This window comes from Psychroserpens luteolus, assembly GCF_021032705.1.
GTDB classification, from domain to species: domain Bacteria; phylum Bacteroidota; class Bacteroidia; order Flavobacteriales; family Flavobacteriaceae; genus Psychroserpens; species Psychroserpens luteolus.
Genome location: NZ_JAHVXI010000005.1, coordinates 118150 through 143303, shown reverse-complemented (window position 1 = coordinate 143303; position 25154 = coordinate 118150). Strand labels below are relative to the sequence as shown.

The 25154-nt window shown below is 31.7% G+C and carries 26 protein-coding genes; 9 read left to right on the top strand and 17 right to left on the bottom strand.

The features are described 5' to 3' along the window. Positions 1-260: 260 nt before the first annotated feature. The 12 genes from KWG70_RS13370 to xerA all read right to left on the bottom strand — a co-directional run bounded on the left by KWG70_RS13370 (position 261) and on the right by xerA (position 13320). Positions 261-1370, bottom strand: a complete 1110-nt coding sequence (locus KWG70_RS13370; RefSeq protein WP_230936545.1) for a response regulator — start codon at positions 1368-1370, stop codon at positions 261-263. Between the two features lie 2 nt (positions 1371-1372). Then, positions 1373-3601, bottom strand: a complete 2229-nt coding sequence (locus KWG70_RS13365) for a sensor histidine kinase (protein ID WP_230936544.1) — start codon at positions 3599-3601, stop codon at positions 1373-1375. Next, on the bottom strand, positions 3601-4830 hold the full coding sequence (locus tag KWG70_RS13360; RefSeq protein ID WP_230936543.1) for a DNA cytosine methyltransferase: 1230 nt from the start codon (positions 4828-4830) through the stop codon (positions 3601-3603). The genes KWG70_RS13365 and KWG70_RS13360 overlap by 1 nt, the downstream gene beginning before the upstream one ends. Before the next feature lie 2 nt (positions 4831-4832). Next, a complete protein-coding gene (locus KWG70_RS13355; protein WP_230936542.1) occupies positions 4833-5048 on the bottom strand; it encodes a helix-turn-helix domain-containing protein in 216 nt (71 codons plus the stop codon). A gap of 326 nt (positions 5049-5374) precedes the next feature. Continuing rightward, positions 5375-5629 carry a hypothetical protein gene (locus KWG70_RS13350; protein ID WP_230936541.1) on the bottom strand — a complete coding sequence of 85 codons (255 nt, stop codon included), beginning with the start codon at positions 5627-5629 and terminating at the stop codon, positions 5375-5377. Between the two features lie 33 nt (positions 5630-5662). Next, positions 5663-6139, bottom strand: a complete 477-nt coding sequence (locus tag KWG70_RS13345) for a hypothetical protein (RefSeq protein WP_230936540.1) — start codon at positions 6137-6139, stop codon at positions 5663-5665. Positions 6140-6618: 479 nt separating this feature from the next. After that, positions 6619-6981 carry a hypothetical protein gene (locus KWG70_RS13340; protein ID WP_230936539.1) on the bottom strand — a complete coding sequence of 121 codons (363 nt, stop codon included), beginning with the start codon at positions 6979-6981 and terminating at the stop codon, positions 6619-6621. 589 nt (positions 6982-7570) lie between these two features. Continuing rightward, complete coding sequence (locus KWG70_RS13335; RefSeq protein WP_230936538.1) at positions 7571-7942, bottom strand: hypothetical protein; 372 nt, start codon at positions 7940-7942, stop codon at positions 7571-7573. A gap of 16 nt (positions 7943-7958) precedes the next feature. Further along, on the bottom strand, positions 7959-9137 hold the full coding sequence (locus tag KWG70_RS13330; protein ID WP_230936537.1) for a hypothetical protein: 1179 nt from the start codon (positions 9135-9137) through the stop codon (positions 7959-7961). Beyond that, positions 9134-11638, bottom strand: coding sequence for a DNA cytosine methyltransferase (locus KWG70_RS13325; protein ID WP_230936536.1), 2505 nt, complete (start codon positions 11636-11638; stop codon positions 9134-9136). Before KWG70_RS13325 ends, KWG70_RS13330 begins: the two co-directional genes overlap by 4 nt. Further along, positions 11635-11958 carry a helix-turn-helix domain-containing protein gene (locus KWG70_RS13320; protein ID WP_210708924.1) on the bottom strand — a complete coding sequence of 108 codons (324 nt, stop codon included), beginning with the start codon at positions 11956-11958 and terminating at the stop codon, positions 11635-11637. The genes KWG70_RS13325 and KWG70_RS13320 overlap by 4 nt, the downstream gene beginning before the upstream one ends. Before the next feature lie 234 nt (positions 11959-12192). Further along, a complete protein-coding gene (xerA, locus tag KWG70_RS13315) occupies positions 12193-13320 on the bottom strand; it encodes a site-specific tyrosine recombinase/integron integrase (RefSeq protein WP_230936535.1) in 1128 nt (375 codons plus the stop codon). A 209-nt stretch (positions 13321-13529) separates the two neighbouring features. Between xerA and KWG70_RS17975 the strand changes: the two genes are divergently transcribed. From KWG70_RS17975 to KWG70_RS13300, 3 genes are all read left to right on the top strand, one after another. Continuing rightward, positions 13530-13772: a hypothetical protein gene (locus tag KWG70_RS17975; RefSeq protein ID WP_317206761.1), complete on the top strand. Its 243-nt coding sequence runs from the start codon at positions 13530-13532 to the stop codon at positions 13770-13772. Between the two features lie 174 nt (positions 13773-13946). Next, positions 13947-14321: a VOC family protein gene (locus tag KWG70_RS13305; protein WP_230936533.1), complete on the top strand. Its 375-nt coding sequence runs from the start codon at positions 13947-13949 to the stop codon at positions 14319-14321. A gap of 112 nt (positions 14322-14433) precedes the next feature. After that, positions 14434-15555 carry a helix-turn-helix domain-containing protein gene (locus tag KWG70_RS13300; protein ID WP_230936532.1) on the top strand — a complete coding sequence of 374 codons (1122 nt, stop codon included), beginning with the start codon at positions 14434-14436 and terminating at the stop codon, positions 15553-15555. A 39-nt stretch (positions 15556-15594) separates the two neighbouring features. On the opposite strand, the gene KWG70_RS13295 is transcribed toward KWG70_RS13300, so the two are convergent. Next, a complete protein-coding gene (locus KWG70_RS13295; protein ID WP_230936531.1) occupies positions 15595-15987 on the bottom strand; it encodes a VOC family protein in 393 nt (130 codons plus the stop codon). A 3-nt stretch (positions 15988-15990) separates the two neighbouring features. Beyond that, positions 15991-16869 carry a DPP IV N-terminal domain-containing protein gene (locus KWG70_RS13290; RefSeq protein WP_230936530.1) on the bottom strand — a complete coding sequence of 293 codons (879 nt, stop codon included), beginning with the start codon at positions 16867-16869 and terminating at the stop codon, positions 15991-15993. A 191-nt stretch (positions 16870-17060) separates the two neighbouring features. On the opposite strand from KWG70_RS13290, the gene KWG70_RS13285 reads away from it, so the two are divergent. Beyond that, positions 17061-17519: an RNA methyltransferase gene (locus KWG70_RS13285; RefSeq protein WP_230936529.1), complete on the top strand. Its 459-nt coding sequence runs from the start codon at positions 17061-17063 to the stop codon at positions 17517-17519. 9 nt (positions 17520-17528) lie between these two features. Here the strand turns inward: KWG70_RS13285 and KWG70_RS13280 are convergent, their stop codons facing one another. Together KWG70_RS13280 and KWG70_RS13275 are read right to left on the bottom strand one after the other, a co-directional pair. Further along, a complete protein-coding gene (locus KWG70_RS13280) occupies positions 17529-18233 on the bottom strand; it encodes a CPBP family intramembrane glutamic endopeptidase (RefSeq protein WP_230936528.1) in 705 nt (234 codons plus the stop codon). Beyond that, positions 18220-18834 (bottom strand): helix-turn-helix domain-containing protein, encoded by a 615-nt coding sequence (locus tag KWG70_RS13275; RefSeq protein ID WP_230936527.1) that lies wholly within the window; start codon positions 18832-18834, stop codon positions 18220-18222. Before KWG70_RS13275 ends, KWG70_RS13280 begins: the two co-directional genes overlap by 14 nt. A gap of 142 nt (positions 18835-18976) precedes the next feature. Here KWG70_RS13275 and era point away from each other — a divergent pair, with 142 nt between their 5' ends. Then, on the top strand, positions 18977-19861 hold the full coding sequence (gene era / locus KWG70_RS13270) for a GTPase Era (RefSeq protein ID WP_230936526.1): 885 nt from the start codon (positions 18977-18979) through the stop codon (positions 19859-19861). A gap of 1 nt (position 19862) precedes the next feature. Here era and KWG70_RS13265 read toward each other — a convergent pair whose 3' ends face one another. Continuing rightward, on the bottom strand, positions 19863-20405 hold the full coding sequence (locus tag KWG70_RS13265) for a GTP-binding protein (RefSeq protein ID WP_317206760.1): 543 nt from the start codon (positions 20403-20405) through the stop codon (positions 19863-19865). Between the two features lie 126 nt (positions 20406-20531). Here KWG70_RS13265 and der point away from each other — a divergent pair, with 126 nt between their 5' ends. The 4 genes from der to KWG70_RS13245 all read left to right on the top strand — a co-directional run bounded on the left by der (position 20532) and on the right by KWG70_RS13245 (position 25088). After that, positions 20532-21842 carry a ribosome biogenesis GTPase Der gene (der, locus tag KWG70_RS13260; protein WP_230936525.1) on the top strand — a complete coding sequence of 437 codons (1311 nt, stop codon included), beginning with the start codon at positions 20532-20534 and terminating at the stop codon, positions 21840-21842. A gap of 8 nt (positions 21843-21850) precedes the next feature. Beyond that, entirely contained in the window at positions 21851-24289 is a 2439-nt protein-coding gene (locus KWG70_RS13255; RefSeq protein WP_230936524.1) for a T9SS type B sorting domain-containing protein, read from the top strand. A 137-nt stretch (positions 24290-24426) separates the two neighbouring features. Further along, positions 24427-24891, top strand: a complete 465-nt coding sequence (locus tag KWG70_RS13250) for a hypothetical protein (RefSeq protein ID WP_230936523.1) — start codon at positions 24427-24429, stop codon at positions 24889-24891. After that, positions 24888-25088, top strand: a complete 201-nt coding sequence (locus tag KWG70_RS13245; RefSeq protein ID WP_262910634.1) for a helix-turn-helix transcriptional regulator — start codon at positions 24888-24890, stop codon at positions 25086-25088. The genes KWG70_RS13250 and KWG70_RS13245 overlap by 4 nt, the downstream gene beginning before the upstream one ends. Positions 25089-25154: the final 66 nt, after the last annotated feature.

Sequence of the window (25154 nt, the reverse complement as noted above, 5' to 3'; positions counted from 1 at the left end):
TTTCGATGGTTTCTTAGATTATGCACAACGGTCTTGTATATGAAAAGTAGCGGGTTTTATGCACTACATTTTCAGTTTAGAAATGACCTTTAATTTATTCATTTTGTTTCGATTAAGCGATTAAACCGCTATTTTTTATATACGTTGTTGTACGCTGGCTTTCTTTTCCGCAAACTTACTAACGTTGGCGTGAAAGCTCTTTTAAATTTGTGAGGCACGAGCAAACTTTAAATGTGCTTGAACATTGCATTGGTCCGGATTTATTCAAAAAGTGATTCAAATATTTCATCTACATCAAAGTCAGGTGAACCTTGTCTAGCATAATAATTCGAATATCTTGAAATAATATCCTTTAAAAAAGGCATTGAAACAGTTGCAAGTCGAACACATTCCTTATTATCTAATTTTCTTTCAACTGTTGCCACACTAACAGTGGTTTTATCCTGAAAATCAATTAAACCAGCTTCTATTTCGTTATGCTTTGGTATGAAATGAAAATTGCCGCCTGAATTATTACCAACGAATCGATTAAGACGTAACCGATTGCCATTAGATTTTCCCGTATCATTTTTTAACAATTCATAATTTTTGACTTCATCCGATAGTCCTTTAATTTTACAGAAAAGAATTCTTCTTGTATTTCTTGAGCCATCATCCCTTAAAACAATGTCGCAAGAAGGTGTTAAAACTATATAACGACTACCATCATATTCTACTATGTCACCTGTATAAATACTCTCCTTGATTGGTTTAGTTATATAGAATTCGCTAGGATGGTAATTTTTTTCATCTAAATACTCCAGCATATGAAGAATAGTGTATCTCAAAAGTGAATCTTCCTTTTCCTTGGAAGTACGCTTTCTATCCTGAGTCCAATTATCTAAAGACGTAGAAATGTGATTCCAGAAAATGTTTTGAATTAATTCTTCAATGCGTCCATTTCTGTTCAAAAGATTTAGAATTCCAGTTCTTTTAATTTCATAAAATCGGTCAAAAACATTATCTAAATCAACATCATCTCTTTCAAATACACCAAATATTGTACTAGGAACGTTTAGCTCTTTTGAAAGGTTCTGAGGCGTACCAGTTATCACAAAGGTTGGAAAACGCAAGTTTTCTTTTATTTCTGTTACCACTTCATTCCCTGAAGAATCAGTTCCGCCAGAACCCTCTAAGTCTAAATCTACAATTGCACCATCGAATTTATTCTCGGGATTCTTTAGTTTATCAATTGCATCATTTTTATCTACACCAAACTCTTCTATAATATTGCAATCCTCTTTATCTAAATTATAAGCTTTAATGAAGCGAGAATAGTCATCTCGCTTACCTTTATCGTCCTCAACTATTAATATTTTCAACTCTTCCATAACTATTTGCTGATTTCTATTTGGAAGTTTACTCCGTTATTACTTTTTCTAGCTAATAACTCACCGTTTAATCTATCTGAAGCTTCACCAGCAATAGCTAAACCTAAACCTGTTCCATCAATTTTTTTGGAATAACCAGGTTCAAAAATTGCTCCTGATTCAATTTCTAAATCAGTAAGACCAGGTCCCGTATCTTTATAATCAATTATAAGTGAGTCGTTATTATTTATAACCTCAATTGCGATTTCTTTTTTATCAGATTTAGAAATTTGTAACCAATAAACACTATTTTCAATAAGGTTTGTTAAGGCAATATAAAGGTCTTCTGACCATCCAAAAATTTCGGCTTTTTCATCGCCAATAACATTAACATTAATGTTCGCTTCTTCAAGACTAGATTGAAATACATCTAAACTCTCTTCAATAACTTTAACAACTGAAAAATTTGATTTCTTATCTCTTTTTTGCTTTGCTAGTGGTGATATTCTTTTGAATAGCGTAGAAATGAATTTGCTATTGATTTTAAAACCATTTATACTTTTGGTTAGTTCATTTAGATGCTCTTCATCATTTGTTGCACGATAAAATTTTAAATATCGTTCCATTACCTTAGTTTCTGAATTAAAGAATTGTAATGGTTTTCTACCTTCGTGAAGAATAAAATTGACAATTTTACCTAAAGTTGCTTGACCTTGATAAATAGCTATAGTTTTTTCTATTTCCTCTTTTAATTCTGCCTTTTTCTCTTCTTCCTTGGTTAAAATAGTATCAATTTCATCAATAGCTTTTTTATCTATTTTAAACTCAGTCAGCTTTTTCCCAATTGATGTTTTGACCTCTGCGAGACTAAATAAAGAGTTAATTGTATCTTGAACCTTTGTTGTTTTCCCACGACTTTTATCACTTTTTATTCTATATGCTAGTCGTCTTGTTTCTAATTCAGAAATGGCTCTGCTTGCTAGTTCAATCAATCCGAAATAGTTTTCATTTTCCTTTAGACCGTCTCTGGCACTTTTTTCTATCAGACCAGATTCCTCCTCAGATTGGATAGTTACAAAACCAACAATTTGATTATTACTAATTCTTAAAGTAGGATTTTGTATTCTTCTATGGTCTAATTTTAACCAATCAACACCGCTGTTGCCATAAGGTCTAATTCTAAAACTATTTTTGTAAACATTTACTCCAAACACTTCGTTTAATAATCTTCTTGCCTCATTTTTACCCATATATTTTTTTGACACAGGATTTATAAGACCTTTATTAATAAGGTTGTCAATTGCTTCGGGTTCTCTATCGAAAACTCTGAAATCAATTTTCAGTAAGCCACAATATTCTTGAGTGTCATCTAATTCGAATTTTACTGTTATTTCTTCCTTTTGAATTACGTTTGGATTTATATTGTTTTCAAAAAGAAGTGTTGCATTTCCTAGATTATTGATAATACCTGAAATACGATAATCATAATATTTTATAATTGGATAAGTGTCAATTTTTATATTCTCATCTAGCTCAGGAAAAGGTGAATTTTCAAATGATAGGTTTATTTTGAATTCGTCTTCAATTGATTCGTCAAAAGGTGAGATGAGTTTACGTAATTCATTTACTAACTGAACAAGCGTTTCTTTATTCCAATAAGATAATTTAGAATCAATTTTTTCTACAGTTTCTTCTTCTCCTTTTTCATTGATATATTTTTCAATATACTTCTCATCTTTAGCAATAATTAGCAGGTCTGTTCCAGATGATTCTTTTGTTTGTGTTTTTTCAACAAGAAGTTCAATGTTTTCTAAAAAATCATCTGTTTTAAATATTCTCCAATCAATAACAGCTTCAGATTTTTCTCCTGCCTCATCAACGGTAGAAAGAGTCATTTCTTGACCTAAAATTGAAGCTGCAAAACGACCAATGCCTTTTCTTCCTTGTAAGATTCTTGAGCCTTTTTTGCTTATTTTTCTTTTTAACTTATCATCGGTTGCAGGTACTAACCATTTATTTATTACGGTATCGAAACCCATACCGTGACCATCATCCTTGATGGAAATCATCAATGCCTTTTCTTTGTCGATTTCTGTATATTTAAATACTATGTCTACTTTGTTAGCGTCTGCATCATAGGAATTTTTAACAAGCTCAACCAATGCAGCGTAAGAGTCACCAATTAAATCACTTCCAATTGTATGGATTAACCTTGCTGCAGGTTTTATTTTGTATGTTAAATCATCACTCATTATAGCTGTTTTTTAATTTGAAAGGCGATTTCCTTTGCCATCAATGGTGGAACTGCATTTCCAATTTGTCTATAAGCAGCTGTTCGACCACCTTCAAAATAATAATCATCAGGAAAAGATTGAATCCGTGCAGCTTCACGCACTGAAATAGACCTTACTTGTTTAGTATCTGGATAAATATAGTGATGTCCATCTTTTGCTATATGTGCTACCATAGTATGAGAAAGCCCATTTATATCGACTACCTTAAATCTATCGACAAATGCTTTCTCATTTTTATGAGTTTTAAGTTTGGTAGGTAAATCAGGATATTTTAACCTTTCTGTTTTTTCTAACCATTTCTTTATAGCTATTTTGTAGATGTTTAAATCACGCTCATTGTGTGGTCTAGCAATATGTTGTGTCACAAAATCTACTCCATTCCTCAATTCAAACCTTTCAAGATATACCGTAGTCTTATTGGCGTATTTTGTCACATTGTTTTGTTCTCCAGGTTTCAACTTTTTTAAATCTGAAAAAATTTGACTTGTATTGAACTCTTCTTTGATTTTGTCAAATACTGGATATTTAAAATCAGAGCCTTTTTTCCAACCAATTAATATTATTCTTCTTCTCTTTTGTAATACTCCGAATTCTTCAGATTTTTGAATTGTGAAGTCTAATTCATAACCGATTCGTTTAAAATAGGCTCGCATATTTTTAAAATAACTCCCATTTTTAGCAGTTATTAAACCCATTACATTTTCAAATACAAAAACTTTCGGTTCATATTTTTTAAGGAATTTAGCGTATTCTTTATAAAGAAAATTTCTAGGGTCATTCTTCATTCTATTTTTATCTCTTGACCTTCCAACAAGGGAATATGCTTGACAAGGTGGTCCACCAATTATTAAATCAATTTCTTTTCCTTTTGCAAGCTTATCTATAGTTTCAAAAATAATTTTGTTATTATTTCCACCAATAGCGATGTTAATGACAGAAGCCGAAATTTCAGGGCTACTAAAGTCTTTTAATAAGTCAATTCGAGATATTTTACCTGATATGTAATCGTAGTAATTCTGAAGATTATTTTCAGAATTAAGCTTGTGATATACTAATCTAGTCTCTAAAGTTTCACAAGCTTTTTTATCAATTTCTACGTGTGCAATAGGTTTGAAACCTGCGTTGATGAATCCTTCTGATAATCCTCCAGCTCCTGAAAATAAATCTATGAAATTCAATTCTTTCATTGTTAAACTTTCAGTTTTAAATGTCCATATATTTTTTCTAAAATCTCATTTGGGTCAGCACCTATGGCTTTAGCAATTAGGTATAGTTCTTCTGCTTTTAAATTCGTTTCTTCTTTGGTGCTTAGTTGGCTAAGACGTGATTTTCGAATTCCGGTTTTGCGAGAAACTTCTGCCTTATTTATTGATTTATCTGTAAGGTACTTACCAAGATTAGTCATACTTTGTATGTTACAAATGTTTTTCAAATGTAATCAAAAGTTTCGATTTAAGAAACATATGTGTTTAAAAAAGATACTTATATATTCTTGTTCGGGTGGCGGTGGGGAAGTGAAAGCTCTTTTTATTTTGTGAGGAACGAGCAAAATGAAATGTGCTTGAACGTGTGGTGTCATTTTTCAGCTTGCGTACAACGTGTTTGTGTATGATTTCGTTGCGTGTTTCAGCAACCAATTTAGTAAATACAAACCAAATAGAAAATCCTCGCGGATTTTCGTAAGTAGGCGAGTACTAGCAATGAATTATACACGTTGTTAGGCACAGTTTTTTATTTATTGTACCACGAGTTCACGATTTCGGTAATTTCTTCCACTTCTTTTTCATTCACAGAAAGCCCATAAGTTGCAATTAATTCACTCGCGATTATTCTTTTTATTTTTTCCAATTCATATCCGTCTTGAAAATCAAGAATCAGTTTCTTACTTAACTTACTAAAAGAGCGACTATTTCCAGAAGGCATTACATTCGTTTGATAGAGTATTTTGCTCAACTCATTAATGTTATGTTGGTCAAGGACTTTCATTCAGTTTATCATAGATGTTATAAATAGTTATTGTTATTCTGGAATAGGGTCTCCTTCTCCAGGTTTTAGTACTGAAAATGCCCAATCCACTGATTTTGGAACATTTAATTTGTCGAGCCACTCTCCACCTAATCCAGCTACTTGAACTTTATTATCAATTACTTCTAATCCTTCTGTTTCTCCAAAAAAGAATTGAATTCCGTTGTCTAGTGCAATACCCATGGTATCTGGTATTTTAAATACATAACTTTCGTTTGGCTTAATTGTCACTTTTTCATTGGCACTAATTGAATTTGCAGTTTCATTGAAAATAAAAATGTTATATACTTTCCCTGTCGCATTATATGTTTCAGGTTCGGTAGTCTCTCCGCTATAATTTGGATTAATGTAAACCTTATTATTCTGAGTGTCTTCAGTCTCGTTCGACTTATTTTCCGTTTGTGATTTACATTGGAAAAAGAAAATTGAGACAAATGTTACTATGTAAACTAAATACTTTCTGTTTTTCATTTTCTAATTGTGCCTAACGGTTGGGCTATGGTTTCGTTACGGAATGTCACGCAGTGTCATTCCGAGGTTGAACGAAAGATAGCAAAAATGCATGGAATTTCCGATAGGAAATTCCGCCGTAATGAATTATAGGTAGTGTTAGCGACAGTATTTTTAATAACCGCTAACATAAGCCGTTCTGCTTTTCAGTCCGACGTTAGAGTAGGCGAGCGATTCAGATTGCAACGGCACCAAATTTGGCGGACGAGAAACGAGTCCGACGTCAAACATGGTTTTCAAGAGTTGAGTTTTTTAGTTTTATCTAGCTTAAAATTCTAAAAAAAATTGCGAAGTGCATTGTCGCTAACGTGTTCGTGTATGGTTAGTTGCGTTGGCAAGAACTAAGTTAGCAAAAGAAAACGAACCAGAGGAAAATCCGTAGGATTTTCCGAGTACACACAGAACAAGCAATTGGCTATACACGTTGTTAGCCACTGGCTTTATTCATTTATTTTTTTAATTCTTTTATATGTATAAGTTTTACGAAGTTTATTTCTTTTGTTTGGATAATAAAAAGTCAGTCTTCTATCTGATATTTTAACAGTAAAATTAAAATCAGTTTCATTTCCATTTCTATATTCGGTAAGAGTATAAAATTCCGCTTTTTGAGTGACTTTCCCAGTTGATATTTTCGGTTTAAATAAATTGTATTTTTCCCAGTCTTTCTTGTTCTTCAATTCCCATGTTTTCCATGTATAAGTTGAATCAGAATGAATAATTATTTCGGCTACAGCGTATGAATATAACATACTTTCACTATGATCATGAGCTAAATATGTTCTGTCATTATTTTGTCCAGACAAATTCAAATAATTGATTAATATAATCGATATTGTTATAATTCTTATTTTCAATTGGATTTTAAGTTTTGTTATATTTGATTAATGCTAGAGAATTATCCGAGAAATCCATTTTTAATTTTGTTATTCACTTTTGTTGGAATGGTAATTCGTTTCTGTTTTTTCAACTTTATTTCTTTTTTAAGAGGAGTAAAGTCAAATGGTTTTTGGTCTTATTCTCATGGTTTTAAGCAAGTAGTTTATAATCTTCTTTTGACCTTCTTTCTTTTACTAACAATTACTGTGTTTTTTATTTATAAATCTTTTCCTATCGTTGATTAGAGTTTGAGTCGGTCAGCTTGTGGCTAACGTGTTTGTGTATGATTAGTGGCGTGGTTCAAGCACTTAATTTAGCAAATAAAAACCAAATAGAAAATTCGTGATGATTTTCGTAAGTAGGCGAGAACTAGCCATTAATTATACACGGTGTTGTACACTGGCTTTTTCTTTCCACAAACTTGGTAGCGTTGGCAAAGACATACTCTTTTGCAATTTTTGATTTAGCGTTGGCTTTAGCGAATTGCAAATGTGTATGGCTTTAAGCGTTGGAAAATTAAAGTGTTAATCCTCTGTCAAAATCTGCTTGATACTGCGCTGGAACTGTTCCTCGAATATTAGCAATGTTTTGTGTTGCACCCATAACAAAGTTGTGGTTTGTTGCAATATTTTCTACAAACTCATTACAATTTACTCTTGTAATAATGTTTCCAACGCCTGCGGTATGATTTAACGAACAGGTTAACGGTGGATTAGCAATATAGAACTTTATTCGTCCTTCACTTCCCCAAGCACCTTGGTCTTCATTATGTTCCCATACAAGTGAGCTAGTTCCATCTGATTTAGCTAAATAGCCTAGAAGTTCGTAGTATTCACTTTCGTTATTGAATTGTACTTGATTTTGAGTTCCGTAATTTGGCTGATACATATTAGTTTATTTTAAGTTATGCTCTTGCATAAGTATAGTTTATTATCTGATGTTTAACTTCTTCATAATCCATTCCTGTATTGAAATGGTCTGTTTCAAACCCAGTGTTTAAGACATTGATAAAATCTTCTAGTGAGTAATCATTTTCTCCAGAGCGATTATTTATTTCTATAGAATCTAATTTTGAAATCAGACATATTGCTTGGTATTTCTCGTCTATAACTGAAGTTTTGTTATTTGGATGTGCTCTATAATAATGCTGATTAGGTGTTAGTATAATTATATTTTCAGGTAAATCTGCGATTTGAGGAAATTCACTTTCCATAAATATGTGATGTGCTTGTAATCCTGGATATTGCTCAAACCTATGAATTTCACTATAAGGTTGATGTTTTCGAACAAAATTCTTTGCTTTAGTTACTTGATATCTAAAGAAATTCTTATTGTCTACAACATCTTCAAATAAAGCTTTTGCTTCTTCCCTTGTAAGAGATTTATCTTTATTAATGTCTCTCCAATTAGGTCTGTTGTAGTATAATTCATCAAGAGAAATTACTGTCTGTGAAATTCTCCCTCGTCTTGTTCCGAATTTTTTTTCTTTGTAAGCTAATGGATTTATAATTTTTGTAAATATCCTTGAAATATCAACAGGGTCGTTTTTGGGTGTGTTTTTAATGACAAAATCAATAAAGCGAGTTTTTAATCTTTCATAACCAGCGCTATTTTGAGAAGTAAAAAATTCCTCAAAAAGAATTTTAATGCCACTATCGGATATTATTTTCTCTAAATATTTTTGTAAAAAAGTAACTGCATTTCTTTCACGCATTCCAACAAAATCTAAAACTACGTTATTTGAAACGCAGTATTTATAAGGTCGTTTTGTTAAGTCTTCTTCTAATATGCCTGCATATGCAAACATCTTTATTGGTTGTGCGAAGAATTTATCATACTCATTTTCGGCTTTTTGTACATCTGGTTTATTAAACACTTCCTTCACTAGTTGATTTGAATAATCAAAGTATCTAATGTCGTTTATAGTGAAAGGTTCGTCATTTACTCTCAAATATTCCAAAATACATTCTGCAACTCCTGAAACTACATCAGGTGTTACTTTTTGGTCCATAAAAGTTCCAATATTCTTTTTTCTAATATCTAAATCTAAACCATCAAAATGGTCATCTATTATTTTACTCATTCAGTTATTTCTTTTAATAAGCCAAAGAAAAACACAGAGTTATTGTCAATGTTCAAAGAACGAGTTCCGTGATTTCTTGCTACTCGATAATAATTTTCAAACTCTTTCGTACTATAAAATTCCAAATCTTGTTCAGTTGGTAATCTACTTCCGTTTTTTAAGGTCAATAAAGCAACAGAACCATCTACAATTGTATTTTTAGGTAAGAATGTCGCTCTTGGATAATAAGTTAAATTAGGGATCATTACAACATCGTCTTCATTAATGTATTTCGAAACCGCCAAATTTTCCATTGTATCAACATAACAATCATAATTTTGAAGATTTTTTATTTCATTGTTCCCAATATTTCTTGCTTTTAAAACCCTTATTTCACCATTATTTTTAGTTAAGGATTTAGTGATTTGTCTATCTCTAAAGCTATTGAAAATATCAAGCTTCATTTTAGAAACTACTTTGTCGAAACTAACATTTCTGTATATTAACCAATATGGAAAATTATCATCAAAAATGTAACTTTTGCTTTCTTTTTTATACGAGTTTTTGATGTAGCTTTCTATTAAAACGTTATCACTTGTTGAAGTAGATGATGAATATAAAAAGCTCACAGTCTCAATTTTTACGCCTTTGAAAGCTTTTTCTCCATAATCACAAATTTTCTGTAAATCACAATTCTTTAAAAGCTCTCTTGTCTTATTAAATTCGGGTGCATTTAATAAGCTTTTAGGCACAATTAAAGAGACGAAATTCCCTAATCGTAAAGACTTCTCTATAAAAAAGGAAAAGATGTTATTAGTGTCTGAATTGTAGGCTCTAAATTTATATAAATCTAAAAGCTCTTTGTTTTTGGTTACTTTGCCATAGGGTGGATTTCCAACAACAATGTCATATTTTGATTTACAATTCCAAAGAAGAAAGTCTGTATGCTTAAAATTAATTTTAAAGTTTTTAGGGACTTTAATTTTTGACAAAATAGTCTTTAAAATTTGCAAAGAATTATTGTCTATATCACAAACGTCAAGTATTACTTCATCTTTATCTCCGTATTTTTCAAATAATAGTGGAATGAAATTTCCAACACCAACAGATGGTTCAAGAATTCTAATTTTCTTTTTCTTTTTTAGCTGTGGTAAATCTTTAATTACAGAATAGGCAATGTCTTTTCTTGTAAAATAAGCACTTGTTTTTAATCTCTCCGAGTTTGAATGTTCTGCTATTAAAAAAATATTGTCTAAAGAATAGTTTATAAAGTTTGTCTTGATGAAACTTATAATATTTTCTGTTTTGTTTAGTTTGAACTCTTGTTCAAGAGATTTAATTTGTGATAAAGACAAACTTTCATTTTGATTAGCTTTTTTAATATTTGTAGCAATATTTTTGAAAACTCCAGTAGGAACTGCTTCTCCTAAACAATGCCTAATATTAAGTTCTTCCTTTTTTAAGAAAACTTTTTTCTCTAATTCTGTGAACTCATTAAGATTCTGCGTTTTAATATGTGACCATTCAAAAGATTCTGGAATTGATAACATTCTCATCAATTCTCTTATTGAAAACACTCTGTTATCTGAAGGATGAACAGTATTTTGACTTGCTAAAATATCATTTCTCGTATGAACACAAGGACCTTCCTTATCCCAATACCATCGAGCATATTTGTCACCGTTTTTACTCTTGTTATAAACAACTTCTCCGTTAATAATTCTATGAGGAATTCTTTCAGGTTCAGAATTTTCAAACGCTGATTGACCTTCTTCTAAATTTTCAATCCAAGGAAGCATTCTTTGTTGAAACTCTCTGTAAGAATGAAAAATATCATTTGAAATTTCTCCCATTTCTGTTAATGAAGGTAAATCTCCTATTAATTGACGCAAAGTCTTTGATTTTTGTTTTTTTGGGAAAATGTCATAAGGTGTTATGTTTGGAATATCTTTCCTTACTCCAATAACTAATGTTCTTGTTCTACTTGAATTAGAGCCATATTCTTTGAAGTTTACAATTTTGTATAAAATATTATAAGTACCTCCAAGATTATGTCTAATAGCTTCTTTTATTGGTTTTACAACTCCATCAACGTCAGTACAAGTAGTATTCAAAAATGCTCGAACATTCTCAAAGACAAAATATTTTGGAAGTATTTTGTTTGTTAATTTTATTGATTCAACAACTAAAGAATTTCTTGATATTTCGTCATTTTTTTTGTGATTGGCAACCGACATACCTTGACAAGGTGGCGTTGCTATTAAAACATCTGGTGTTTTAATTTTGTGTTTTTCTTGCCAAAACTTTAATTCATTAATAAGTTTTTGTTTTACTTCTTGTTTTGTAATATCTCCATCAATGTATCCACTATCGTATTTACATTTGTTGTTAAAAGCTTGTATTTTGAGTCTTTTTGTAAGAAGTTCATTAGTTGCAATACATTCAAAACCATTTAGTTTGAAGCCATAGCATCCAACACCAGCACTACTGAAAAGGCTAATATATGTTAATGGTTTTTTCATAATTCTAATTTCCCTTGTTTTACATTCACATTTCTATAATAGTTTGCAGTATCCTCTGCAACTGAAAAAATAGAATCAGAACATTTGTATTTTAATGCTTCTTTAACGAATTTATCAGCAAAAAATAAGTCCGTAATAGTTTGTATGTCAGTTTTAAAAAGTTCAGCTAGTTTTTTCAGTTTAGACTTACTGAATTTTTGACTTCCATTTTCAATTCTGCATATGGCACTTGTATTAATTCCAATTTTTGTTCCGAGTTCGGTCTGTGTCCATTCTCGTTTTTCTCTTTCCGTTTTGATATAATGTCCGAAACTTGTCATTTGACCTATTTTTAGCAAATGTAAAAATAAATTGCGATTTTTGTATCAACTTATCGGTTTATTTTCGGAAAGCGTTGGGAAAAGGCAAGCTCTTTTTATTTTGTGAGGCACGAGCAAAATGAAATGTGCTTGACTGTGCGGTTGGCTTTTCAGAGCTTGTGTACAACAAGTGGATAAACGTATTGTTTTTATACCCACTATATTTTACATGACTAAATGTACATATTATTCTTGCTAATCTAATGGGTTTTTAATAGAAATAAAATTGTTTGATGCAACATGCGTGTAAATTTCTGTAGTCTTGGTAGAACTATGTCCCAATAACAATTGTATGTACCTCAAGTCAGTGCCATTTTCTAAAAGATGTGTAGCAAAACTATGTCTGAGAGTATGAGCAGTAACGTGCTTTTTAATTCGTGTTTTTGTAACTGCATTTGCGATGATTTTTGCAATACTTGTTGTACTGTATTTTTCATTCTTTTGACCCTCAAATAAATAGTTTTTCGGTCTAAATTCTTTATAATATAGTCTAAGATCCTTTAATGTAGATTGTGCTAAAAGTGTCAATCTGTCTTTCTTCCCCTTAGCATCATTTACCTTAATAAGCATCCGTTTACTATCAATGTCAATTGGTTTAAGATTAATAAGTTCACTTCGCCTTAATCCTGCAGAATATAAGAGAGAAACTATGCATCTGTGTTTTATATTGTTTGTAGCATTAATAAGTGCCTTTGCTTCAGAAGGTGATAATACAGTTGGTAATTTTTTTTCTTTTCTAGGACGTTCAATCTTATAAAATCTGTTTGGCATACCTAATACAATTTCGTAGTAAAATTTTATGCTATTGATACTCTGGTTAATGTACGAATTAGATCGATTATTTTGAATTAAGACTCTTAAGTATTCACGGACATCTGTTTCGTTTAAGCTTTCAATGTTTTTATCTGGATAATAATTTATAAATCGTTCAAAGCAGGATACATATGTTCTAACTGTATTATTAGCATAGCGTTTTATTTCGAGTTTATCTAAGAACGATTCAGGACAAGTTTTATAGTTGCTAGGTCTTTTTCTTTTTCTAAACCATTGCAAATCAAATTTTTCATCAAGGTTTTTAGAATTGGATTTATCAAAAAAGTAATTAGTATTTACCCATGCAATACCTTTAAATAATGAAAAAATAGAGTCTAGGTTACGTTTGTTGTTTAGTAAGCAAAACATGTCATGTTTATGGCTCCACTCTAAATTTTTTAAGTTCTTAACTAAAGTGTTTAACACTTTATCAGAATTAAATTGTAAACCAATATGCTTTTTGTTGTCGATCAATAAATGTTTTAGAGTAATATATTTGTTGGGTTTCATATTGTAATTTATATTAAGGATTTTATATAAAAAGATATTATACGTATATTATTCGAATAACATACACTTATAATATGGATAGTAGGTTTTGTTTGCATTGTTCAAAAGTCATAGAAGGTAGGTCAGATAAAAAATATTGCGATGTACATTGCAAGAGTTCTTATCAGTACCAAAAATCGAAAACAGAAACACCACGATTTTACAATAAGGTGGATAATCAACTTAAACTAAATCGTAAAATATTAAAACAATATAATAAAGCAGGTAAAGCTACAGTAAGAGCTTCTGTTTTACATAAAGAAGGTTTTAACGCCAATTTCTTTACTCATTTTTGGAAAAACAGTAAAAAAGATGTTTATCTATTTGCATACGAATACGGATTTTTAAAAAAGAAAGAAGGTAATACAACAAAATATGTATTGGTGAAATGGCAGGATTATATGGAAAGTTAGATTACCTATGCCCTAATTTATAAAACAAAACAGTTCGAGAAATAGTAGGCAGTATTTAATGTATTTATCTTATTTTATAAGTTGACACTGAAAAACTGTTTTTTGGAAGTATTAATTGGATTGGGTATTAGTAAATTACTCAACATAAAAAAGCGCGCTGTAGATAATTAAAAAATGCAACAAAAACTCCTATCACATCAAGCTACTATTCTTCCTGTGTCAAGTGTAGAAGATAGCATTATTTACTATACTTCAAAGCTAGACTTTTCTTGTGTATTTAAATGGGACGAGCCTGCCAGTTATGCCGTATTAAAAAGAGATGAAATTACGATAAACCTTACTTTAAGTAAAAATCCGCTGGATTTGGATAATGCATCAGTTTATATTTTCTGTTATAACATTAGATTAGTATATCAGGAATATGTAAATAATGAGGTGATTTTTGAAGAAAAACTCAGTTCAACCGATTATGGGATGAATGAATTTGTGATTTCAGATCCTGATAATAATAAACTGGTATTTGGCCAAAGCATAAATACGAACAATTGAGTTTATTCTTAAAGTAACAGTATGTTTCTCAAGTTTCTTCACAATCCTCTCGCTCCAATGAAAACAATCATGTGCTTTTTTTTATTAAAAGTATTTTAGATATTTTTATAATTTGAAATTCGATCTATACAATATACTTCTTCTCTGTTCTTCATTTAGTGCAGGTAATATAGGTTTGTATTATCTAATACAAGCTCTAAGAGGAAGAAAGCGATTTTATCTTCCTTTGTCGCTATTAATTGTCTCTTTATGCATATTGTTCGCTTTTTTTGAGCTTAATGCTTTATACCTTAAATATCCTCATCTTACATGGGTAACAGGACCTTTATTATTTGCTATAGGACCACTGTTTTACCTTCAAGTAAAGACTAAATTGTCTAGATATGATGTATTGCACTTTTGGTTAGTACCATTGATTTATATAAGGTTATTACCATTTTATATAAAGTCAAAGACAGAAAAAATTGAGATTCTTCAAGAATATTTTGCACTTCCTGGTGCAACTTTACGTGACTTTAGACTCTATTTATATGTGTTGCATATTGCTATTTATACTATTCTCGGGTATTTGGTTTTAAGAAAGCGCCATATAGAAATTGGTCACTCAGAATCAGATTTTACGCAGTTATTGAAAAACAAACGATTTCAAGTTTTGTATTTACTTATTGCCTTGTTTGCCTTAGTAAATTGCTCCAGCTATTTCTTTTTTGACAATTTTGGATTAAAGGGAAATAGTGCCTTCGCATATACATTATTGTTGTTTGTGATGCTTATTTTATTGGCTCAATTGTATCTAACAACAGTCGGTTTAGATTCTATAAATATGCAAAATTCAAAATCACTTACTAAAGATGAAAAAGAGAGGAGTCTAAAGAAAGAGACCCATCATAAATCTATAATTGAAAGAATCGATAAGCACATGAATACTGAAAAGCTCTATAAGAACCAGGACTTGAAACTTGCAGATGTTGCTAATTCAATTGACTTATCTTTACATGAAATATCGGCAGCAATAAACTCTCAAAAAGAAATGAATTTTTTTGATTATGTAAACCGTTTTAGAATTGAAGAGCTAAAAATTACACTTCTAAGTAATGAAAATGAAAACTTAACCCTTTTTGCCATTGGAGAAAAAGCGGGCTTTAAAAGTAATAGTTCTTTTTATAGGGTATTTAAAAAGCACATAGGTTTGACGCCAAAACAGTACATTAAAAAATATTCAGAAAATCCTTAGAAAACTAGACTGTAGTGGTAAATTGTTTTTAGATGTCCATTAACCAACTCTTTCTGTTTTTTCGTTAGAATCTAATACCATACCAAAAGTAATTCTATGTCCATCAATAGTTTTTAAAGGAAATTCACGCATTCCCCAAGGCTTGTCTTCTGGAGTATGACGAATTTGTGCTCCTTTTGATGCAAACTCTTCATATAGCAAATCGATGTCTTCAACTTCTATATAGGCGAAATAAGCGTGATCACCCAATTTAGAATGAGGGATAGCATCTTTACATTCACCTAACATGAGCATGCAATTATCTCTTTCTGCAAAACGCCATCCTGGATCATCAATGTTGTATACGTCAAAGGCTAATACTTCTGAATAGTATTTTGCCGATTTTTCTAAGTCATGTACAGCTAATACATATCTGTTTTTTGTCAACTTCATTTATTACTGCTTTTTTATTGACACCCATTCTGGTTCGCCATGATAGGCTTGTGATGTGGTAATTTGTTTTTCATTTTTTCCACTTATATCTATAGTGTAAAGTTGGTCTTTACTATTACGTTTGGCGTGGAAAACTATTTTCTTTCCGTCTGGAGAAACATCAATTTCTTGGTAAAATTTTTCGTTGTTGGTTATCTGATTTTTTTTATTGGTTTTAAGATTCACAGAAAAAATATCGTTGTGCTCATTGTTCCTTTCATCAGAATAGTGATAAGTATAAACAATAGCCCTTGAATCTGGCATCCAAGATGTATATTTCTCACTTTTCTTCGAGTTTGTCAATCTTTTTGAAGCGGCTTTTTTAAAGTCATAAACATACAACTCGTTATTTCCATCTCTATCCGAAATAAAACTAAAGTAATCTCCATTGGGCGACCAATCAGGTCTTCCATTATAGGAAGGATTAGAAACAAGGAGTCTGTTTGTACTTTTGACAAGGTCAAAAACACCTATATATCTATTGTTATTATCCTTTAAGGTGTAGAGTACTTTTGTTCCATTTGGGGAGAGTATAAATTCTTCCATTCCTTTGGTGTCCAATTTTTTTTCCGTTCCATTGATGCTGATCAACTTTATGGAAAATTTATTCAAAGTATCATTAGAATTATAAATAATTGCCTGTAACTCTGCGTTCCATTTTGGAGACCAATCCCAACCTTTGTTCGTAGTAAGTTGCTGTTTATTATTGCCATTTTCATCAATAATAAAAATATCGAAATTACCAGATTCATTAGTTAGATATGCAATTTTATTTTGAGCGTAAGAACTATCAGAAATAAAAAATGGCAAAGTTAATAACAATAGGTAGATAAATGATCTCATCGTTTTTTATGGCAATTTAAAATCTAAAATTTAAAAAAATGTTAATATTTTTTTAAACGAGTTTCTTAGTTTATCTCATGTTATAAAATAAGATATAAAGGTGTTTCTTAAATCGTGGGTATTAAAGATAGAGATTAATATATTTACTTTATTCTTTGATAATTTGGTTTGGGCTTTTTTATTTTTGTACCATGATTAACAACTTTGAAAATGAATTCTTCGGAATCGGTATTCAAAATGGAAAAACACCTGAGAACCTTGGTGTGCTTTGGCGTTCTGCTCAAAATCTAGGTGCTAGTTTTATTTTTACCATCGGAAATCGTTACGCTAAGCAATCTAGCGACACGCATAATGCTGTGAAGTCTATGCCGTATTTCCATTATGAGAATTTTGATGAATTCTATAAAAACTTACCAAAAGGCGCTCGTATTGTTGGTGTAGAGCTTACAGATGAAGCTAAAGATCTAGAAACCTTTAATCATCCAAGACGCTGCGTATATTTGTTAGGCGCCGAAGATCATGGACTGTCACATAAGGCCATTGAGAAAAGTCATTTCCTGGTGAAATTTAAATCACAATTAAGCCTTAATGTATCTGTGGCTGGAAGTATTGTGATGTACGATAGGCAATTGGCTAAACCACGTTCCTAGTATCTACAATTAATTATCGGCTGCATTTAGAATCTGATACGATTTGTAAGCAAAAACCATCGCATATAAATCGACGATAATATGAAGTAAAATAGGGAGCCATAGTGAGTTGGTTAAAAAGTAAGCACCAGAAAAAATAAATGCAAGAATAAAGGCTCCAAATGTATTCTTCTTCCCAGTAGTAGTTAAGTGACCTAGAGCAAAAGGAAGATTGGCAAGTATCATCGCAGGAACTAATGACATATACTGGTGCAAATACCAAAATAGAAATCCTCGGTATATAATTTCTTCACAAATACCAGCTATAAATGAAACAATAATAGTGATGTTAAGTTCAGGTGTTGTATTTGGCATCAAAAAAGAGATCTCCTTATTGGTCTTATAAAATTTCTTTGCTGTAGTTTCATTTAGTTTTACAGACTTAAGAACAAATAAAATCAAAAATGATAGTCCAAATAATCCAATAACCCATAACGGTGTATTGATAAAATTTAATCCAATAAGATCTAGACTTTTGTTGTTTAACAGAAATGACAAAAGAGATATAGTTGTCAAGATGATAAGAATGATACCAGTCTGACGAAAGACCAGAATTTTAGCACTTGGATCTTCAATAAGCAGTTGCCTTGCTTTCTTTCCGTTCAAAATGGCATATAATGGAAATATAACTCCAACTATCGCCGCAGCAATATGATATAAATTAGTGCTTTCCATGTCGATCTAAGTTTAAAAGGGTTTTCCAAATTTTTTCATTTTCAGTAATAACGAACTTGTTTTTTATAGTGTTCTCATTTGGTAAACTATTTTCAATTTTCGGCATGATAGACATAACCTTAGCTTTGGCTATATCTTCGTTTGAATACCCTTTTTCTTTGATGTGGGACTTTAAATTCAGAATCATACGTTCTATGTTTTCTTTAATGTCGTCAATACTGTCAACTTCAAATATTTTAATAATAAAACCATCTGGTCCAACCTGCATTTCAGATTTGATCTTTTGAGCAATCGCTTTTAAATCGTCTGGCGCCAAAGCGTAATATTTTTTAAACGCTCTAGTAAAGGTTTCATAATCTTGATAACCAAAGGCTTCGGTTAGTTCATGAATCTTGTAAGATCCTGAAATGAGCATAGTATATGCTTTTTTCATTTTGATCTCTTCTGCAAATTTAAAAGGGGTTCTGCCAGTTTCTTTTTTAAAAACACGATGAAAATTACTAGCAGACATGCATGATACGTTTGCCAAATCACCTAGCGTAAGTTGTAATGATAAGTTACTTTCTATATAGTCTAAAGCTTTTTTTATGCGCCTATCCATAAATCAAATGTAAAAAAATGTAGTTTTAGACTGTATGACAAATCTTGCATTAATTTGCAGACCATTCTATAGGTTAATTGCGATCTTATAATAGATTAAGTATTAAAGGTCGTAACTTTGTAGCCTATTTAATAAGAATATAATGAGTCATAAAGCAGGTTTTGTAAATATAATAGGTAATCCAAATGTTGGGAAATCTACCTTGATGAATGCTTTTATTGGAGAAAAGTTATCTATTATTACATCTAAAGCACAAACGACAAGGCATCGTATTTTAGGAATTGTAAATGGTGATAATTTCCAAGTGATCTTAAGTGATACACCTGGTATTATTAAACCAGCTTATGAATTACAAGAATCTATGATGGATTTTGTAAAATCGGCTTTTGAAGATGCCGATGTGCTTATTTATATGGTTGAAATTGGAGAAAAAGAGCTCAAGGATGAAGCCTTCTTTAAAAAGATTACTAATTCTAAAATTCCAGTATTATTATTATTAAATAAAATTGATAAATCAGATCAAGATCAATTAGAAACTCAGGTGCAACTGTGGTCTGAAAAGGTGCCAAATGCAGAGATCTTTCCAATTTCAGCATTAGAAGGTTTTAATGTTACCGAAGTATTTAATAGAATTATTGAGCTATTACCAGAGTCTCCAGCTTTTTATCCTAAAGACCAATTAACAGATAAACCAGAACGTTTCTTTGTAAATGAAACCATAAGAGAGAAAATTTTAATGCATTATAAAAAGGAAATTCCTTATGCTGTTGAAATTGATACTGAAGAGTTTTTTGAGGAAGAGAACATCATTAGAATGCGTTCGGTTATTATGGTAGAGCGTGACACACAAAAAGGAATTATTATTGGCCACAAGGGAAGTGCACTAAAACGAGTAGGTATAGAGGCTAGAAAAGATTTAGAACAATTTTTTGGAAAGCAAGTGCATCTCGAATTATATGTAAAAGTGAATAAGAATTGGAGAAGCGATCAACGTCAACTGAAACGTTTTGGTTATAACCAAAAATGATTTAAATATCTGCGTGAATGCCTTTACTTCTTAATGTATCTCGCATAAAATGATGCAATTGGTGCATTTCGTTAGTGCCAGTTTTTTTGCCTAAGCGTCCACCAAAATACAATGCAAACCAAATGATAACCATAAACAGCGTAACAAATAGCTGAATGGCAAAGTCATTACCTAAAGTCCAATTCACGTAAGCCCAGATTCCAAAACCAATAAACAAACCAGCAACAATAAAGTGTAAAAACATAAACATAGTCCAAACGGTTGGGTTAGGTCCAAAAAGTCCATAAATCGTGCTGCCTTTGGTGGTGTCATTTTCATTGATTTCTAAATGTAATTGTGGTGACCAAAAGTGCTGCTTTGCTTTAGGGATTTTAATAAATACATGATCGTCAATACGAGTTACAATAAAATCAGATTGAGCAGTCTTAGTCTCCTCAAATAATTCTAAAAGCATCTCATTATTTTGCGCCACATTAAACTTAAAACGCGGTCTTAAAATAATTTCGTTAGCTGTAGACATTTTAATTTTGAAATAGTAACTCAAATTACTATTTTTTAATCAAACAACGAAAAGATGTATTCTTTAACCTAAAAAACACATTGCAACTTAGATATTTAGTATCTTTGCAGCCGCTTACAGGATATGTAATGCAGATAAAATATAAAAGTTATGGGTAATATAGTTGCTATTGTAGGAAGACCAAATGTAGGGAAGTCTACTTTTTTTAATCGCTTGATACAGCGTCGAGAAGCTATTGTTGATGCCGTTAGTGGTGTGACTAGAGATCGACACTACGGAAAAAGTGATTGGAATGGAAAAGAGTTTTCTCTTATTGATACTGGTGGATATGTGAAAGGAAGCGACGATGTTTTTGAAGCTGAAATAGACAAACAAGTAGAGTTGGCTATTGACGAAGCAGATGCTATAATTTTTATGGTGGATGTCGAAACAGGCGTGACAGGGATGGATGAAGATGTCGCGAGATTACTTCGAAAAGTTGATAAACCTGTGTTCTTGGCAGTTAATAAAGTTGATAATAACAAACGTGCTGAAGATGCCGTAGAATTTTATTCACTAGGTTTAGGAGAATACTATACCATTGCTAGTATAAATGGTAGTGGTACAGGTGATTTGTTAGATGCCTTAGTAGAAGCACTCCCAGAAAAAGATGATGAAGAGGAAGAAGAAGATCAACTACCAAGATTTGCTGTTGTTGGAAGACCTAACGCTGGTAAGTCATCATTCATTAATGCGCTAATTGGCGAAGATCGTTATATTGTAACTGATATCGCCGGAACAACTAGAGACTCTATTGATACCAAATACAACCGATTTGGATTTGAATTCAATTTAGTAGATACAGCCGGAATTAGACGTAAATCAAAAGTAAAAGAAGATTTAGAATTTTATTCCGTAATGCGAAGTGTAAGAGCTATTGAACATTGTGATGTATGCTTGTTAGTTCTAGATGCAACACGAGGTTTTGATGGTCAGGTGCAAAATATATTTTGGCTAGCAGAGCGTAACCGAAAAGGTATTGTGATTCTCGTTAATAAATGGGATCTCATAGAAAAGAACACACAATCTACAAGAGATTTTGAACGTGTAATTAGAAAAGAAATCGAACCATTTACTGATGTACCTATCGTTTTCATTTCTGTATTAAACAAACAACGTATTTTTAAAGCTATAGAAACTGCTGTTGAGGTATATCAAAACAGATCAAAAAAGATTAAAACAAGTAAACTCAACGAAGTACTACTTCCTATAATAGAAAATTATCCGCCTCCAGCGTATAAAGGTAAATTTGTTAAGATTAAGTATATCATGCAATTACCTACGCCACAGCCACAGTTTGCTTTTTTCTGTAACTTGCCACAATATGTGCGCGATCCATACAAGCGATTTTTAGAGAATAATTTACGTGAACATTTCAATTTTAATGGTGTTCCTATAAGTGTATACATGCGTAAAAAGTAAATGAAAAGATGAAATTAAAGGTGTTTTTTGTGTTAGCATTTGTATTTGGATTTTCCAAATATAATCATGCGCAAAATGTGCCTCCTGCGATTACAGTTGAAGGAAATCAGGAGTTCTGCGGAAGCGCTCCAATGAATATTGTTACAAGTGTAAGTATTACCGATCCTGATGCTGGTGATGATACCTTAGATAATGTGTTTATTCAAATTTCTGAAGGCTATACCATAAATCAAGACCTTCTAGTTTTAAACGGAACCTATCCAAACATTACCTCAAGTTGGTCTGCCCAAGAAGGGAAACTCACTTTAGAAGGGCCTGCGAATTTTACCGAATTTATCGATGCTATAAGTAATGTGACGTTTCAAACAACACAAACTAATTTTACGCAAGATAAATCGTTTTCTATAAACTTAGGAGGCGCTAATTATTTACCCTCAACTGGACATTACTATTTGTACGTGCCAAGCGATGGAATTACATGGACTGCCTCCCGTAATGCTGCTGAAAATTTAGAGTATTTCGGACTGCAAGGGTATTTAGCAACCTTAACGTCAGAGGAAGAATCGGTGTTTGCAGGAGAACAAAGTCCAGGAACGGGATGGATTGGTGCAAGTGATGTTGGTGTCGAAAATACATGGCGATGGGAAACAGGTCCAGAAGCTGGTACTGTGTTTTGGATGGGTACTGCAAACGGAGAAACTGTAAATGGTGAGTATTCGTTTTGGAATGATGGCGAACCTAATAACTTCGGAAATGAAGATTATGCGCACATAACTGATCCTAGTATTGGAAATATTGGCTCATGGAATGATTTACCCAATGCAGGTGATCCAGCGGGCCCAGGAAACCCTTATTATCCAAGAGGCTTTTTTGTCGAATTTGGAGGGATGCCTGGTGATCCTGAAGTGAATTTATCTGCTAGCTCGGTAATTATTACACCAAAGATGACTTTTGATGATGCTATAGTTATATGTAATGAAGGTGAAGCAAGTGTGACCATAAATGCTAATACAGATACGGTTCTATGGTATGAAACACCGTCCTCAACAACAGTATTAAATGACGGATTTACCTACAATGAGTTTATAACGACCACTACTACATATTGGGTGTTGCCTTTGTTTGATGGTTGTACTGGTGGGCCACGAACACCTATTACGGTTACAGTGCCAGATTTACCTGAGGCAAATAATATTACTATTACACAGTGTGATGATGCTACCCAAGATGGTATCACATCGTTTAATATTGATAATTCTTTTGAGTTGATTACTGGTGGAGTAATAGATAACAGAATTATAAATTATTTTGAAGATGCTGATCTAAATAATGAAATCAATGGTAGTGACTATACGAATATGTCCAATCCGCAAGTCATCTATGCACTAGTAACTAATACACTGGATGGTTGTGCCAACATCGCAGAGATTACTCTAGATATTGTACTATCTTCAAACGGTAATTCTGCACTTATTGAAACTTGTGATGATCTCGTCGAAGATGGGTTTGTGTTTTTCGATTTATCGGAGGCAGACGTGCAAGTCTTGTCTGGAGCGCCTATAAATGCTTCGGTTAGTTATTATACTACTTATGATAATGCCTCTTTAGAAGTGAATAGCTTACCTAATTCTTATTTCAATACTATTGCAAATGAACAGGTCATCTATGCCAGAATCAATAATGGTGATGCTTGTTATAGTATTAATGAAGTTGTTTTGAGAGTAAAACCGCTTCCCAATATTAATACATTTGAAGAGTTTTATTATTGCTTAAATAACTTTCCAGAAACCATAACATTGAGTGGAGGTATTATAGAAGGCATTCCAAATAACTATTATTACAATTGGTCTACTGGAGAAACAACGATGACTATTGAAGTCAATGAAGTTGGCGCATATACAGTGTTAGTCACCGAACCTGATGGCTGTGTTAATGAAAGACTAATTAATGTGATAGCTTCAAACGTGGCAACTGTAGACAATGTTATAGTTGAAGACGTGTCTTCAAATAATTCGATTACAGTCTTGGCGTCAGGAGAAGGTGATTATGAGTATTCTATCACAAGTGCTGATGGTCCTTATCAAACGTTAAACACATTTGAAAACGTTGTCCCAGGAATCTATACGGTTTATGTAAGAGATACGAAAAATGATTGTGGTGTTTCGACCGAAGATATTTCAGTCGTTGGTTTTACAAAGTTTTTCACGCCAAACAACGATGGCTATAATGATACATGGCAACTCAAGGGCATTTCTGAACAATTTCAACCTAACAGTAAAGTTTTTATTTTTGATCGCTTCGGAAAGCTGCTCTACACATTAAATTCACCATTAGATGCATGGGACGGTACGTTTAAAGGCAAACCATTACCAGCAAGCGATTATTGGTTTTCTGCTACTTTGGAAGATGGAAGATCGTTTAAAAACCACTTCACTTTAAAACGATAATTTTAAAATTTTTCAAAACATTGATTTTTAGTGTTTTACAAATTAAAAAGCAATTATATTTAACAAAAAGTAAAGTAAAGTTTACTTTTTGTAAATTTTTGTTTACCTTTGAACTCTAATCTTAAAATTAAATTATTATGAAATCTAATTATTTAATATCGAATAAGTGGAAAATTCCAGGGTGGATTTTATTATGTACAGGTCTAATTGTTGGTGTATTTTTAATTGCTTCAGAATTTGAATCCGACATATTAAAAATTAAAGTGCTATCCATTTATAATGATGATGCTATGTTTTCTGATAACAGCGGATTTTTTAAAGTTGTTGAAAATAGTATACTTGATGAAATTATTGCTATTGCTATCATAATTGGAGGTCTGTTAGTTGGGTTTTCAAAAGAAAAAGTAGAAGATGAATTTATTTATAAACTCAGAAAAGATTCTTTGGTTTGGGCCATTATTTTTAATTATATCGTCCTTATGTTTTCTATTGTGTTCATTTATGGGTTTACATTTTTTGATGTATTAGTCTATAACATGTTTACGCCATTACTGTTTTTTATTATTAGATTTAATTTCTTAAAAGTAAGATCATCACAATGAAGAATAATATAAAAATAGAACGTGCGAGGTACAATATGACTCAGGGTGATTTAGCTGAAAAAATTGGTGTAAGCCGACAATCAATTAACGCCATTGAGAAAGGTAAATATGTACCATCTGCTTTACTCGCCATTAAAATTGCAAAACTGTTTAAGCTACCTGTTGAGGAATTATTTTTCCTAGAAGAAGGAGAATAAGCAATACTTTATCATAAAATTAAGAAAATTCATACGAAAACTAATTTATATTCGTTCTCGAAAAAG